Annotated in this window: 13 protein-coding genes and 2 pseudogenes; 10 read left to right on the top strand and 5 right to left on the bottom strand. The window is 65.6% G+C overall.

Annotated features, from left to right (window positions below):
* Positions 1–75 precede the first annotated feature (75 nt).
* From ACJH6I_RS29425 to ACJH6I_RS29385, 9 genes and pseudogenes are all read left to right on the top strand, one after another.
* Positions 76–783: pseudogene (locus ACJH6I_RS29425) on the top strand (MCE family protein); the annotation flags it as partial.
* Entirely contained in the window at positions 780–2090 is a 1311-nt protein-coding gene (locus ACJH6I_RS29420; protein WP_047328217.1) for an MCE family protein, read from the top strand. The pseudogene ACJH6I_RS29425 and the gene ACJH6I_RS29420, both read left to right, overlap by 4 nt.
* A complete protein-coding gene (locus tag ACJH6I_RS29415; RefSeq protein ID WP_047040154.1) occupies positions 2087–3418 on the top strand; it encodes a virulence factor Mce family protein in 1332 nt (443 codons plus the stop codon). The genes ACJH6I_RS29420 and ACJH6I_RS29415 overlap by 4 nt, the downstream gene beginning before the upstream one ends.
* A complete protein-coding gene (locus ACJH6I_RS29410) occupies positions 3415–4554 on the top strand; it encodes a virulence factor Mce family protein (RefSeq protein ID WP_047040152.1) in 1140 nt (379 codons plus the stop codon). The genes ACJH6I_RS29415 and ACJH6I_RS29410 overlap by 4 nt, the downstream gene beginning before the upstream one ends.
* On the top strand, positions 4555–6021 hold the full coding sequence (locus tag ACJH6I_RS29405) for an MCE family protein (protein ID WP_047040150.1): 1467 nt from the start codon (positions 4555–4557) through the stop codon (positions 6019–6021). It abuts the gene before it with no gap.
* The gene (locus ACJH6I_RS29400; RefSeq protein ID WP_047040148.1) at positions 5988–6671 is read left to right on the top strand and encodes a hypothetical protein; all 684 of its coding nucleotides are present in this window, start codon (positions 5988–5990) and stop codon (positions 6669–6671) included. Before ACJH6I_RS29405 ends, ACJH6I_RS29400 begins: the two co-directional genes overlap by 34 nt.
* On the top strand, positions 6668–7267 hold the full coding sequence (locus ACJH6I_RS29395; protein WP_232530501.1) for a hypothetical protein: 600 nt from the start codon (positions 6668–6670) through the stop codon (positions 7265–7267). The genes ACJH6I_RS29400 and ACJH6I_RS29395 overlap by 4 nt, the downstream gene beginning before the upstream one ends.
* Positions 7268–7319: 52 nt before the next feature.
* A complete protein-coding gene (locus ACJH6I_RS29390) occupies positions 7320–7664 on the top strand; it encodes a DUF732 domain-containing protein (RefSeq protein WP_047040178.1) in 345 nt (114 codons plus the stop codon).
* A 79-nt stretch (positions 7665–7743) separates the two neighbouring features.
* Positions 7744–8151 (top strand): annotated as a pseudogene (locus ACJH6I_RS29385) (CAP domain-containing protein); the annotation flags it as partial.
* A 154-nt stretch (positions 8152–8305) separates the two neighbouring features.
* On the opposite strand, the gene ACJH6I_RS29380 reads toward ACJH6I_RS29385, so the two are convergent.
* From ACJH6I_RS29380 to ACJH6I_RS29360, 5 genes are all read right to left on the bottom strand, one after another.
* Positions 8306–9349, bottom strand: coding sequence for an MBL fold metallo-hydrolase (locus ACJH6I_RS29380; protein ID WP_047040146.1), 1044 nt, complete (start codon positions 9347–9349; stop codon positions 8306–8308).
* A gap of 52 nt (positions 9350–9401) precedes the next feature.
* Positions 9402–10028, bottom strand: coding sequence for a TetR/AcrR family transcriptional regulator (locus tag ACJH6I_RS29375; RefSeq protein ID WP_232530502.1), 627 nt, complete (start codon positions 10026–10028; stop codon positions 9402–9404).
* 254 nt (positions 10029–10282) lie between these two features.
* Entirely contained in the window at positions 10283–11809 is a 1527-nt protein-coding gene (locus tag ACJH6I_RS29370; RefSeq protein WP_080989703.1) for an aldehyde dehydrogenase, read from the bottom strand.
* Positions 11810–11864: 55 nt separating this feature from the next.
* On the bottom strand, positions 11865–12032 hold the full coding sequence (locus ACJH6I_RS29365) for a ferredoxin (protein WP_075909487.1): 168 nt from the start codon (positions 12030–12032) through the stop codon (positions 11865–11867).
* Positions 12033–12147: 115 nt separating this feature from the next.
* Positions 12148–13269 (bottom strand): NDMA-dependent alcohol dehydrogenase, encoded by a 1122-nt coding sequence (locus tag ACJH6I_RS29360; RefSeq protein WP_047040138.1) that lies wholly within the window; start codon positions 13267–13269, stop codon positions 12148–12150.
* Positions 13270–13597: 328 nt separating this feature from the next.
* Between ACJH6I_RS29360 and ACJH6I_RS29355 the strand changes: the two genes are divergently transcribed.
* Positions 13598–15115 (top strand): FAD-dependent oxidoreductase, encoded by a 1518-nt coding sequence (locus ACJH6I_RS29355; RefSeq protein WP_198419699.1) that lies wholly within the window; start codon positions 13598–13600, stop codon positions 15113–15115.
* Positions 15116–15200 lie beyond the last annotated feature (85 nt).

Here is a 15200-nt window from a genome sequence, read left to right as displayed (position 1 = left end):
CCACCGACCCCACACCGGCATCGGCGGAATGACACCAATCGAGCGCCTACGCGTTCACAACCTACCCGTGAAGAACACCTAGCACTTGAGGAAGGCGCCGGGGGGGTCAAGACATTGCAGCCCGGTGACATGATTCCGCTGGCCCGCACCGAACCCGCGCTGGACCTCGATGCGGTGATCGGCGGCTTCCGGCCGCTGTTTCGCGCGCTGGACCCAGATCAGGTCAACGCCCTCACCGGCCAGCTGATCCAAGCGTTTCAGGGCGAAGGCTCCGCGATCGGATCATTTCTGAACCAGGCCGCGGTATTGACCAACACACTGGCGGACCGCGATCAGCTGTTCGGGCAGGTCATCACCAACCTCAACGTGGTGCTGGGGTCACTGGGTGACCAGTCAGACCAGCTCGACAAGGCGGTCACCTCGCTGTCGGGCCTGATCGACGGGCTGGCCGGCCGCAAGAAGGACATCGCTAACGCAGTGGCCCACACCAACGCGGCCGCCGGTTCGGTGGCCGATCTGCTCACGCAGGTCAGGGAGCCGTTCCAGAAAGTTGTGCACGAGACCGACCGCGCCGCTGGGATCGTGGTCGCCGATCACGACTACTTCGACAACCTCCTAAATACGCTGCCAGACAAGTACAAGGCGCTGGCGCGGCAAGGGATTTACGGCGACTTCTTCAGCTTCTACCTGTGCGACTTGATCCTGAAGCTCAACGGAAAGGGCGGGCAGCCGGTGTATGTCAAGGTGGCCGGACAAAGCACGGGGCGGTGTGCGCCGAAATGAAATCCTTCTCCGAACGCAATACCCCGCTGATCGGGGCCATCGGCGTCGCAGCCGTCGCGGCCATCGTCCTTGCCGCGCTCAACTTCCAGAAACTCCCCTTCCTGAACCAGGCCAACGAGTATTCGGCCTATTTCGCCGACGCCGGCGGGCTGCACACCGGTGCCTCGGTCGATGTCTCCGGTTTTCCCGCGGGAAAAGTGTCCAGCATGGAACTCGACGGGGCACGCGTGCTCGTCACGTTCAGCGTCGACAGGAAGATCTTTCTGGGCGATCGCACCGAGGCGGCGATAAAGACCAAGAGCCTGCTGGGCAGCAAGGTGCTCGACGTCATATCCCGCGGGGACGGCGAGCTCACCACCACCATCCCGATCGAGCGGACGGTGTCGCCCTACCAGCTGCCCGACGCCCTCGGCGACCTGGCCACCACGATCAGCGGGCTGAACACCGACCAGCTGTCGGACTCGCTGGCCACCCTGGCGCAGACTTTTTCCGGCACCGCACCAGAGCTGAGGAACGCGGTGCAAGGGGTTGCCCGGTTCTCCCAGACACTCAACGAACGCGACGCGCAACTGCGCAACCTGCTCGCCAACGCCAGAAAAGCCACAACGGTACTGGCCCAGCGCACCGATCAGATCGTCACCCTGGTCAAGAGCACCAATGCCCTGTTGGTTGAGCTCCGAACCCAAAGCAGCGCAATCGATCAGATCTGGAACAACATCTCGGCGGTCGCCCAGCAACTGAAGGGGTTCATCGCCGAGAACCGGCAGCAACTGCGGCCGGCGCTGGAGAAGCTCAACGGGGTGCTGGCCATCGTGGATAACCGCAAAGAGCGCATCCAGGATGCGATCAAGCGGCTCAACGCCTACGCGCTTTCGCTGGGCGAAGCCGTCTCATCGGGGCCGTTCTTCAAGGCATACCTGGCGAACCTGCTCCCGGGCCAGTTCGTGCAGCCCTTCGTCGACGCTGCGTTCTCCGATCTCGGGCTCGACCCGGCCACCGTGCTGCCCTCCGAGCGTATCGACCCCCCCACCGGCCAGCCCGCAACCCCGGCGCTGCCGGTGCCCTACCCGCGGACCGGGCAGGGCGGCGAACCCAGATTGACGCTGCCCGACGCGATCACGGGCAAGCCGGGTGATCCGCGCTATCCGTACCGGGAGCCCCCGCCGGCCCCGCCGCCAGGTGGACCCCCGCCCGGACCGCCCGCACCGCCGCCGCCCGGCGTGCAAAACACACCCGAGCCGACACCCTCCCCGGTCTACGTGCCAGCACCGGGTGAGGTGCCCGCACAACCCGGAGGACAGCCATGACCAGGGCGCGTCTCATCCGCGCAGCCGCCGCGACCGTCCTCGTGGCGGTGCTCGTCAGCGGGCTATTCGTCGCCCTCGGCCGCACCGGCGCGGCGGCCAAGACCACGGTGGTCGCCTTCTTCCAGAACAGCAACGGCCTGTTCGCCGGCGACGATGTGCGGATCCTGGGTGTGCCCGTCGGGCGCGTCGCCACGATCGAACCGCAGCCGCAGCGGGTCAAGGTCACCTTCTGGATCGACCGCAAATATTCGGTTCCCGCCGACGCCAAGGCGGTCATCCTGTCGCCTCAACTGGTGACCGGGCGCGCCATCCAGCTGACCCCCGCCTACACCGGCGGACCCGTGATGCGCGACGGCGCGGTGATCCCGCAGGACCGCACCGCGGTCCCGGTCGAGTGGGACGACTTCCGGGCGCAGGTTGAGCGGCTGACCGAACTGCTGCGGCCCACCCAGCCCGGAGGCGTCAGCACGCTGGGCGCGTTCATCAACACCGCGGCCGCCAACCTGCGCGGCCAAGGTGCGAACATCCGCGACACCGTCGTCAAACTGTCGCAGGCGTTGTCGGCCCTCGGCGACCACAGCGACGACATCTTCTCCACCCTGAAAAACCTGGCGACGCTGGTGTCGGCGTTGCACGACAGCAGTGGCCTGCTCGGACAGCTCAATGAGAACCTGGCCGCCGTCACAGGGTTGTTGGCCGACGATCCGGACAAGGTCGGTCGGGCGGCCGGGATGCTCAACGACGTGGTCGCCGATGTGCAGAGTTTCGTTGCGGAGAATCGCGATGCGCTGGGCACCACCTCGGACAAGTTGGCCTCGGTCACCACGGCGATGGTCGACAGCCTCGACGACATCAAACAAACCCTGCACATCCTGCCCTCGACGCTGCAGAACTTCATCTTCATCTACGAACCGGCCGGCGGTACGATGACCGGCGCCATCGCGGTCAACAACTTCGCCGACCCGATCAGTTTCCTGTGCGGCGCGATCCAAGCGGCCTCCCGTCTCGGCGCCGAACAGGCGGCGAAACTGTGCGTGCAGTACCTCGCACCGATCGTGAAGAACCGCCAGTACAACTTCCCGCCACTGGGCGAAAACCTCATCGTCGGGGCATCGGCACGGCCCAACGAGGTCACCTACAGCGAGGACTGGATGCGACCCGACTACGTGCCGCCCCCCGTCGAGGCGGCCGCGCCCCACCCGCCCGAGCCTGCGCCGCTGGCCGCCGAGGCTGCTGCGCCGGATGCCGCCGCGCCGCCCACGCCGGTCACCACCAACCCATCCGATGGCCTCCCCGGCCTCATGGTCCCCCCCGGAGGCGGCTCATGACAGCGCGACAATCCTCCCGCGTCGCGGTGAAACTGCTCATCATCCTCACGCTGGCCGGGCTGCCCGGCTGCGGCTGGCGCGGGCTGAACTCGCTTGCACTGCCCGGCACCGAGGGCGCCGGGCCGGGTTCCTTCGTCGTGCAGGCGCAGATGCCCGAGGTCAGCAATATCCAACCGAACTCCCGCGTGCAGGTCGGTGACGTGACCGTCGGCACCGTGACGAGAATCGAGCGTCAAGGCTGGCATGCCCTGGTGAGCATGCGGCTCAACGGCGACGTCGACCTGCCCGCCAACGCGACCGCCAAGCTCGGCCAAACCAGCCTGCTGGGTTCGCTGCACGTCGAGCTCGCCCCGCCAGCGGACGCGCCACCGGACGGCAAACTGCGTGACGGATCGCTGATCCCGTTGGCGCGCGGGGGAGCCTACCCGACCACCGAACAGACCCTGGCCGCGATCTCCATGCTGCTCAACGGCGGCGGACTGGGCCAAGTCCAGGACATCACCCGGGCGTTTTCCACCGCGTTCCGGGGGCGTGAACACGACCTGCGCAGCATGATCGAGCAACTCGACAAATTCGCCACCCTCACCAATGACCAGACCGGTGACATCATCGCGGCCACGGACAGCCTCAACACCCTGGTCGGCAAGTTCGCCGACAACAAACCCGTTCTCGACACCGCGCTGCGCAAAATCCCCGATGCGCTGGCCGAGCTCAACAGCGAGCGGGACAACCTCATCGAGGCCGCCGATCAGCTCGGCAAGTTCAGCGCACTGACCGTCGACACGGTCAACCAGACCAAAGAAAATCTGGTCAAGGAACTCAAGGACATCGGGCCGGTGTTGGAAGCGCTGGCCAACGCCGGCCCCAGCCTGACACGTGCGCTCAGCCTCTACACGACCTATCCGTTCCCCAACGAAACCGTCGAGAAGTGGATGCGCGGCGACTACGGCAACCTCAGCCTGATCGTTGACCTCACGCTCAGCCGCATCGACTCTGCGCTCTTCACCGGTACGCGCTGGGAGGGCAACCTCACCGAGCTGGAGCTGCAATGGGGCCGCACCATCGGGCAACTCCCGAGCCCCTACACCCAATCCAACCCGCTGATCATTCCGTACCGCTGGGACCAGGGACGCTAAATGTATTTGCACAAACGCGTGAAGGTTCAGCTGGCCATCTTGACGGTGCTTGCCGTCGTCGTGATCTCGTTGATGACGCTGCACGTCATGAAGCTGCCGGCCAAGCTCTTCGGTGTCGGCCGGTACACGGTGACGATGGAATTGCCGCAGACCGGCGGGCTGTATGCGACCGGCAACGTCACCTACCGCGGCACCGAAGTGGGGCGGGTGCAGTCGGTGCACCTCACCGACACCGGTGTGGCCGCGGTGCTGTCGCTCAAATCCGGCATCGACATCCCCTCCGACGTCAAAGCTGAGGTACACAGCCAGTCGGCGATCGGTGAACAATATGTCGACCTGCTGCCCCGCAGTGACACCGCACCGCCGCTAAAGAACGGCGACGTCATCCCGCTGCGGGACGCCTCCGTGCCACCTGACATCAACAAGCTGCTCACCGCCGTCAACACCGGCTTGCGGGCGATACCGCGGGATAACCTCAACACCGCCGTAGACGAGGCATACACCGCCGTCGGCGGGCTGGGCCCAGAACTGGCCCGGCTGGTCAGGGCCTCCACCCGGCTGTCGATCGACGCCCGCGCCAACCTCGACTCACTGACGTCGCTGATCGACCAGTCCCAGCCGGTGCTCGACTCGCAGACCGATACCTCCGATGCGATCCAGGCATGGGCGGCCAACCTGGCCACGGTCACCGCCGAACTGCAAACCCATGACAACGCGGTGGCCGGAATCATCGACCACGGCGGCCCCGCCGCCGGCGAGGTGCGACAACTCTTCGAGCGGTTCCAGCCGACCTTGCCGATCCTGCTGGCCAACCTGGTCAGCGTCGGCCAGGTCGCCCTCACCTACCGAAACGACCTCGAACAACTCCTCGTGCTGCTGCCGCAAGCCGCAGCGATCCGCGGCGGAAGTGTCGTCGCCAACGCCAACACCAAGCAGGACTACCGTGGCGAGTGGATCAGCTTCAACCTCAACATCAACCTCCCACCGGCCTGCACCACCGGATTCCTACCCACCCAGCAACGGCGTCCACCGTCCTTCGAGGACAGCCCGGAGCGTCCCGCCGGCGACGTGTACTGCCGGGTGCCCCAAGATTCACCGTTCAACGTCCGCGGAGCGCGCAACATCCCCTGCGAGACCGTCCCCGGCAAACGCGCACCCACGGTGCGAATGTGCGAAAGCGACGAGCAGTATGTGCCGCTCAACGACGGCTTCAACTGGAAGGGCGACCCCAACGCCACCCTGTCCGGGCAGGACATCCCCCAGGGAGCTCCCGGATCACCGCCGACCGGAGCGCCGCCTCCCGCTGCCGTGAGCCCACCCCCACCACCGGTAGCGGCCGCCCAGTACGACCCCGCCACGGGCACCTACATCGGACCCGATGGCCAGCAATACACCCAATCCGACCTCGCGCAGACCGGCCCGAAGGAGAAGACGTGGCAGACGATGCTGACACCACCGGGCAGCTGAGAACCGCCGGCCGCACCTCGACGCTCATGCCGGATGAACGCGCCGCGTCCGCGCCGATCGGTGCTGAACCGACGCATGGCGGCGATGCCGGCACCGCCGAAGACGCCAGCAGCGGACCCGACGGCAAGGACACACACACCGCACCCCCGGGCGAGCCGAGGACGACCCGCTCGCCGCTGCGGGCCGCGATGCTGGTAGGGGTGGCCGTCGTCATCGCGCTGGCGACGCTGGCGGGATGGCTGGGATTTCGTCTCCACCACCTGCACGAGGCGCAGACCGAGCGAAATGCGTATGTGCAGGTGGGCAGGCAGGCGGCGCTGAACCTGACGACGATCGATTGGCAGAACGCCGACGCCGATGTGCGCCGCATCATCGACGGGGCAACCGGGCAGTTCTACGACGACTTCACGAAGCGATCACAGCCGTTCATCGCCGTGGTCAAACAGACCAAATCGACCACCATCGGCACGGTCACCGAGGCCGCGCTGGAGTCGAAGACCGCGGGCACCGCCCAGGTGCTCGTCGCCGTGACCGTCAAGACGACGAATGCCGCTGTGCCCGACCAACGGCCACGGGCCTGGCGGATGCGCATCTTCGTGCAGCAAGTCGGCGATCAGCCCAAGGTGTCTAACGTGGAGTTCGTGCCGTGAGGTGGCCGAAATCGCGTCGTACCGGCGATCCCACCGACACCGACTCGGCCCAGGAAACACCCACCGCGACCGAGGACGACTGCGAGCACACGCCGGCTACGATGAAACGAAGCATCCGCTGGTCACGTGTGCTCGCCTACGGGATGCTGCCCGGCCTCGCGCTGCTGCTGGCCGCGGCCGCCGGCGGGCTGAAATGGCAGGTCGGTTCCCTGCGTGAGGCCCAGCTTGCCAGCGTCGAGTCCGTGCGGGCCGCCACCGACGGAACAATCACGATGCTGTCCTACAAGCCCGACACCGCCGAGAAGGATCTGACCGCCGCCCAAAACCGACTGACAGGACAATTCAAGGATTCCTATGCCTCGCTAACACATGACGTGGTGATCCCCGGGGCGAAGCAAAAACAGATCTCCGCGGTCGCCAACGTTCCGGCCGCGGCGTCGGTGTCGGCCACCGCGAACCACGCGGTCGTCCTTGTTTTTGTCAACCAGACCGTCATCGTCGGCACGGACGCACCCACCAGCACCACCTCATGCGTGCGAGTGACGCTGGACAAACACGATGGCCGATGGCTCATTTCCCAATTCGAGCCGATTTGACAACATGATCGGGGTTCGATTCACAGCGCCGCGCAACATTCAGACCGTATGCATGGCGATGTGCTGGGCGGCAGGGCTCGGTGTGGCAACTGCGCAGGCACCTCACGCTCATGCCGACCCGGTGGCCTATCTGGTCAACGTGACCGTGCGGCCCGGCTACGGCTTTCCGAACGCCGACGCGGCCTTAGGCTACGGTTACGGCATTTGCGACAAGCTGTCCGGCGGCGAAGGCTACGGGCAGCTTATCGGCGATCTGCAGGCTGATTTCCACACCGCCGACGACTATCAGGCCTCCTATCTGATCACCCAGTCGGTCAACGAACTCTGCCCGGCGTTGATCTGGCGCCTGAGGAACTCGGCTGCACACGACTGGCCGCCGCCTAGAGATGACGGCTGACGTCGAGGAGATGAACATGCGGCATTTGCTGTTGACCGTGCCGGCCGTGGTGGTCGTCGCCGTCGGTGCTGTGGTTGGCATGCCGATCGCACACGGCGACAACAAACGACTCAACGACGCGGTGGTCGCCAACGTGTACACCATTCAGCACCAGGCAGGCTGCACCAACGACGTCACGATCATCCCGCAACTGCAACGTGCCGCCGAATGGCACGCCCGGGATGTGCTGAACAATCGCGACCTCAACGGTGATATCGGGTCTGACGGTTCGACGCCGCAAGACCGCGCCGACGCAGCCGGTTTCCAGGGTCGGGTGGCCGAAACGGTGGCGATCAATCCGGCCCTAGCGATCAGCGGTGTGGAGTTGATTAGCCGGTGGTATGACAACGCGGCATATCTCGCCATCATGTCCGATTGCGCCCACACTCACATCGGCGTGTGGTCGGAGAACAGTTTCGACCGCACCGTCGTGGTCGCCGACTACGGGTAGCCAGAGCGGGCCAGATCCCGCACATCGAAGCGACACGGTACATCGGCCGTCGGCCTCACGCCTGTGGTGTTGTCGGAGCTGACGGCACAGCCACGGACATGGGCGGTGCCTGAAGGCGCAATGTCGAGGCCGTCGGATACAGGATCGCGGGTCACTGCTTCGGCCACCATGTGGTGACGGTGTCACGCATCGGTTCTACGCGGTGCTCTGCCGCCAAGAGCGCCAGATGGGCCAGTGTTTCACCGTTGGCGGCCCGGCGCATGAAGTTGGGTACCTGAGCCCAGGGCCGCGACCACCCCAGGCGGGTGGTGATCTGCCAGCAGGTTGCCCCAGGGCAGTCGGCCACCGCGCGTTCGATCTCACCAAGGCGCGTGCGGTGATGGGCGAAAAGTTCGTCCAGCCTGGTTGTGAACGCGTCGAAGCGGTATTCGTGGGCGGGAAGCACCTCGTCGGGTTGATATCCACGCAGTTTGGCCAGCGAGGCGAGGAAGTCGGCGAGGGGATTGGCGGCTTGCTGGGGATGCACGGAGATGTTCGGGGTGATCCGCGGCAACACACAATCGCCGGTCAGCATCAGCCTGCGGTCGGGCTCGGCGAAGCAGAGATGCCCGGGCGAATGGCCGGGCGTCCAGATCGCGCGCAGGTTCCAGCCCGGCAACGGGAGACGATCGCCATCGTCGATGAACCGGTCCGGTTCGGCCTGCCGGACGAACTGCCGGATTCCAAGCGACGCCGAGCTCAGTTCGTCCAACTCGACCTCGGGCACCCCGCAGTCCACCAAGAGGTCCCGCATACTCGCCACGAGAGGTTCTACCTCGCCGTAGCGGGTGGGCAACACCGCGGCATCGGCCGGGTGCACCCCGACCCATGCTCCGGAATGCTCGCGCACCCGCCCAGCCAATCCGTAGTGGTCGGGGTGGACGTGCGTGATCAGCACCGCAGAGACGTCGGTGATGTCGCATCCGGCCTTGGACAGTCCCTCGACGAGGGCCGTCCACGCTTCCTCGGTGTCCCAGCCGGCGTCGACGATGGCGACCCCGTCAGGCAGCTCGAACGCATACACCAGCACGTATCGCAACGGATTGTCCGGGATTGGCACCGGGATCGACCACAATCCCGGTCGCACCTGCTCGACCGGCGGCAACACGCCGTCGACCCAGGCCTGCCGCTGAACGGCCCCCGGCGCCTCGGCCATGGCTGTGTTCCTCCTGTCGCGGTCCCGACGCACACCGTCACACGCACAAATGTTAGTCATCGTTCACAATCCTGGGCAGGTCGTCGCTGGCTGCTATGCCGAGCACCGCGTAACCCATGGCGGCCAGACGGGCAGCGACCCGCTCGGGGGGCAGGCCGGTGTCGCGGTAGTGAAGGATCGACTGGATCGCGCCGATCGCACCATGTACGACCGCGCGGACGTCGGCCTCATCAAGCTCCGGCCGCAACTCCGCGACCACGTGCACCCATTCCTCGAGATACAGTCGCTGCTTACGTCGCAGGCGGCGCCGCTGCTCATCGGACAAGTTATGCAACTCGCGGTAATAGACAATCGCCAGCTCCCGATCGTTGATCACCAGCGAGACATGGTCGGCGACCAGCCCAGTCAACGCCTCACGCTCATCACGAGCCTGGTCCACGATGGTCGAGGCCCGCTCCAGCAGCGCGTCGATCACCCGCTCGAACAGCGACGCGAGCACGGCGGCCTTGCTGTCGAAATGCCGGTAGATTCCCGGTCCCACGATTCCAGCCGCCACACCGAGATCCGTCATCGACACGGCGTGATATCCCCGCTCGGCGATGAGCTCGGCGGCCGCGGCCAGAATCCGCTCACGACGTTCGCTTCCCCGAGTCCGTTGAGTAACGATCGCTCCGCTCACCGTGCCCCTTCCTCTTGGGTGAAACCACATGGGCCGGCGTCGCCTGCTTGTGCCCTGAACTCGCGTGGTCCCACCGCGGCCAACAGCAATGCTAACAGCGGTTAACACGCTGCAGGGCCGGGTAGCGAATTGGCGCGGACGAGGCGAAGCGGTTGCTGACGATGATTGGCCGACGAGGTGTTGGTCGACCGGGCCAGCGGGAAGCGACACCTGCACCGCGGTCGGCGACGCTAGGCGGTGGGCGGCCCCCGCTCCTATTCCTCAGCGGGCAGGATTAGGGACCAGAAGCGCGACTGGCGATCATTCGTCAGGCTCATGTAGATGTGTTTGGCTTCGGTGAAATCGAGGAATCCGTCGTCTCCGAGTTCGCGGCCGATGCCGCTTTGCCGGTATCCGCCGAACGGTGCGTCGGGGCGCAACTGGTGGTGGTCATTGATCCAGACCGTGCCGGCGCGTAACCGGCGGCTGATTTCGTAGGCGTTGACCATGTTGGTGGACCACACCGTCGCTGCCAAGCCGTATATCGTGTCGTTGGCCAGGCGCACCGCGTCGTCGACGGAGTCGTACCCGATGACCGACAGCACGGGGCCGAAAAGCTCCTGACGGGCGATCGGCATGTCGTTGTTGACGTTGTGGATCACTGTCGGCTGGAAGAAGTAGCCGTCGCCGATGTCGGCACGACGACCACCACACGCCACTGTGGCGCCGGCGGCCGCGGCGTCATTGACGACGCGCTCCAGCTCGGCGGCTTTCTCGGCCGAGATCACCGGGCCGAGGTCGGTCTGCGGGTTGCGCGTGTCTCCGAGTCTGATCGTGGCGGCCCGCCGCACCAGCCGGTCGATGAGTTCCTCTTCGCGCCCGCGTGGCACGAAGACCCGGCTGCCCGCTTCACAGCACTGCCCGGCGTAGAAGTTGACGCCGAACAGCACGCCGTCGACGACGAGATCGAAGTCAGCGTCGGGCAGGATGACTGACGGCGACTTTCCGCCGAGCTCTAGGGTGACGTTCTTCAACGTTTGCGCAGCCCCGGCGGCGACGCTCCGCCCGACCCCGGTGCTGCCGGTGAACGTGACATGGTCCACCAGAGCGCTTTCGACGAGGTATTGGCCCACTTCGACGTCCCCGGTGACGACGTTGAATTGCCCGGGGGGAAGATCTGTGCGCGACAATGCTTCAGCCAGTAGCATCGCCGACAGCGGCGTGCGTGGGTTGGGCTTGAGCACGACGCTGTTGCCCATCAGCAGTGCGGGAATGACTTTCCACACGGCCAACAAGAGCGGGAAGTTGAACGGGGTGATGGCCGCGACGACGCCCTCGGGTTCCCGTACGACGTGACTGACGCTAAACGGCGGCGAATGGAACCCCAATGGCTGCTCCAGACGCACGCTTGGGGCCATATCGAGGAAGTACTGGCTGTGGGCCAAGGCGAATCCGACGTGCAGAGCGCTCGCCGTCTTGATCGGAGATCCGCATTCGGCGATTTCCGCTTCCAGGAGGGCGTCCTGGTTTTCGACCAGGTAGTCGATGGCTGGCTGCAGCGCTCGGACCCTGCTTCGCACGTCCAGGCCGGCCCAGGGGCCCTCGTCGAAGGCCGTGCGGGCACACGCGACCGCCGCCTCGACGTCGGCGATCCCTCCGTCGGCGACATCGCCGACGACGGTCGCGGTGGCCGGGTCGATGACCTGCCTGCGTTTGCCACTGACGGAGGGACGCCATGTCCCGCCGATGTATTGCTCGAAGCGCCATCGCACATCGGATTTCAGCGGTGCCGTCATTGTCATCTTGGGTCTCGCTTTGCTGGTTGTAAGACGGTTTTGGTCAGCTGGTGACGAGCTGTCAATCGTGGTAGCGAACTGTGATCGCGTGTTCGGGGCACGCCTGCGCGCCTTCCTCTGCTTCGTTGACCAACTCTGGCGGAACGGGATTGACGATCACGACGGACTTTCCTTCGTCGTCCAGGCCATAAACCGCAGGTGCCAGTGAGTGGCAGCGGGCATGGCCCATGTGTCGTCATTGTTGAATTCGCTCCAATCTTCACGAACGGCTATCGGTTTTGCGTCGCGGCCGTGGCCGAGACAACTTTGCACTGCAGGGCGGAATCAGCTCTCCACTTGGGCTGCTAGTCGTCCGACAGAATGACCAACCCGCGGATGTTGCGACCCGCGAGCATGGCCTCGTACCCCTCGTTGATTTGATCAAGCGAGTAGGTGTTGGTCACCAGCTCATCGAGTTTCAATTTGCCGGATTGATAGAGGTCGATCAGCTGGGGAATGTCGGAGAACGGGTTGCTGCTGCCATACACGGTGCCCAGGATCTGGCGTTCGAACATCACAACGTCGAAGGGAGCGATGGGTAGGTGGTCGGCGCCGGCGGGCGGCACGGCGACCAGGACGGCCCGCCCGCCTTTCCCCAGCGCCTGCAGCGCTTGTGCGAGGATCGCCTGGGTCAGAACGCCGGGCGTGGCGATGGACACGTCGGCCCCCCTGTTCCAGGTGGCCTCCAACACCGCGTCGACCGGGTCGACGGCGGTCGGATCGACGACGTGTGTCGCGCCGAACACTTCGTAGGCGAGTTTGCGCTTGGCCTCGTCCGGTTCGACGGCCACGACGACGCGGGCGCCCGACGTAGCGGCCCCCTGGATCGCGTTCATGCCGATTCCCCCGGCGCCCCAGACGACCACGGATTCACCGGGCCGCACCTTGGCCTTGTTGACTGCCGCCCCGTAGCCGGTGGGCACGCCGCACCCGATCAGGGCTGCGGTGCGCAGCGGAACGCTCCGATCGATCTTGACGACGGAAACATCAGGCACCACGGTGTGCTCGGCAAACGTTCCCAGCAAGCACATCTGGCCAGCGCCTTGCGCTCCCACGTGGAATCGGTAGGTCCCGTCGAGCTGCGGACCGGCCAGGATGTTGGCACCCAGGTCGCAAAGGTTGGAGTGTCCGACCGCACACGAGCGGCAGTGCCCACACGCGGGGATGAACGACAACACCACATGATCGCCCGGTTCGACCGCCGTGACCTCGGCGCCGACCTCTTCGATGACCCCGGCCCCTTCGTGGCCGCCGATCACCGGATACGGCATCGGAAGATCGCCTGTCACCAGGTGGTAGTCGCTGTGGCAGAGGCCGGTCGCCGCCAGGCGCACCCGCACCTCGTGCGGGCCCGGCGGGTCGAGATCCACCTCCTGCACCTTGAACTGCTCGTTCTGCCCATGGAGCACGGCTGCCCGAGTCTTCACGAAACTCCCTTCGTCGACCTAATCACATCGATCTTGATCCGCGCGTCGACGCCGGCTGCCCAGACTGTTGTGTCGATCGAAGGGCCCCGTCGCCGTTGTCGGTGTTGACACAAGTCATCGTTGATGTGACTCATGTCATTAAGCACTATGCTCATAGGTCATACCCACACCGCTGGCAAGGAAAACGATTCCTGGATTCTGTCGCACCGCCGATCATCGGCAAGCAGTCTTGCCAGTTCACTGGCCACGGACCAGGAGTTTTGTACGCCGGACGGGAAGAAGAGAACGGGAAGAGGTACCTCAATAACGTGATGACAATTAGCCTCCGATGCGGTTCCCCACATCGATGTACGGCTCTGACGCGCAGCCAGACCGGTCAGCACGCTCCGAGGTCGGCGTGACGCACACCGTCGCCCCCGGCGGCGAGGCCCGCGGACCGGCACGCATCGCTGTGGTGGGTGCGGGGCCGGCCGGCCTGTACGCGGTGACCGAACTTGTGGAGTCGGGTCACCCGGTGAAGATAGACGTGTTCGAACGGCTGCCCTCGCCGTTCGGGCTCGTCCGGTACGGAGTCGCGCCGGATAACCAGAAGATCAAGTCGGTCGCCCGCGTTCTGGGCGCACCCTTCACCGCCCATTCAGCCACGGTCCGTTTTCTGGGGAACGTCTCTGTCGGCCGTGATATCAGCCGACACGAGTTGCGAGGATTTTACGACGCCGTCATCTACGCTTTTGGCGCGGAAGACGCCCGAGTGCTGGACGTACCCGGTAGCCGCCTGCCGGGCAGCTTTGCGGCCAAAGAATTCGTCGGCTGGTATTCCGGACATCCCGACGCCGCCGACCGCAACTTCCCACTGCACGGTCGGGGCGTGGCCGTGGTGGGGGCCGGCAACGTCGCCCTCGATGTCGCGCGAGTGCTCGCGCGCAGCGCCGAGGAGATCGCCGCCACCGACGTGCCCGACCGGGTCGTCACCGCACTTGGCTCCAGCGCCATCACCGACATCTATCTGCTGTGCCGACGCGGCCCCGCGCAGATGAAATTCACACCGGTCGAACTTCGCGAACTCGGCGAGCTGTCCAACGCCGATCTCATCATCGATCCGACCGAATTGGCGTTGAGCGAAAGCGAGCGAGCCGAGCTGTTGGGAAGGCCCCAGCTCGAACGCATGGTCTCAACGCTGCGGCAGTGGGCGGATCGGCCGCTGCAGGGCAAACCGAGGAGACTGCACCTGAGATTCCTCCGGAGCCCTGTCGCTATCCTCGGCGACGACCACGTCAATGCCCTGGTTGTCGAACGCAACGAACTGACCGACGACGGCCAGGCGCGCGGTTCAGGCCAGTACGAGGTGCTCGACGTGAACCTGGTGCTGCATTCCGTCGGCTACCAGGTGCGTCCGGTAGCCGACTTGCCCTACGACAGCGGTACGCAAACCATCCGCAACCAAGGGGGCCGCCTAGTGGACGGACAGGGCCATTTCCTGCCGGGCGAGTACGTGACCGGTTGGGCCAAGCGCGGCCCCAGTGGCGTGATCGGCACCAATCGAGCCGACGCCGCCGAGACCGTCAAGAACCTGCTGGCCGACCTGCCCGGCCTCGCACCGCCGAGACACGACCACCGCCGGACGGTCATCGAACTGCTCGAGCACCGCGCAGTCAACGTCGTGGACTGGGCGGGATGGCTACGGCTGGACTCCCACGAAATCCAAGCAGGTCGGCGCCGAGGAAGCCCCCGGGTCAAAACCCCGGATCTGGCCGCCATGCTCGATCACGCCCACCCCCTGGCACACGACGCCCCGACGGACGCCGCGGCCGGCACCCCGAGCCCGGCCGGGCGAACACCAGGATGACCCGCACGTATCGAGTGGTGCGCCCGGGAGCCCGCCGACACCGGCACGCACAGTCGACATCCCAACTCAGGTCCACAACACAGTC

This window comes from Mycobacterium sp. SMC-13, from assembly GCF_045311035.1.
Taxonomy (GTDB): Bacteria; Actinomycetota; Actinomycetes; order Mycobacteriales; family Mycobacteriaceae; genus Mycobacterium.
The sequence above is the reverse complement of the archived record's forward strand: the minus strand, read 5'-3'. Positions and strand labels throughout refer to the sequence as shown.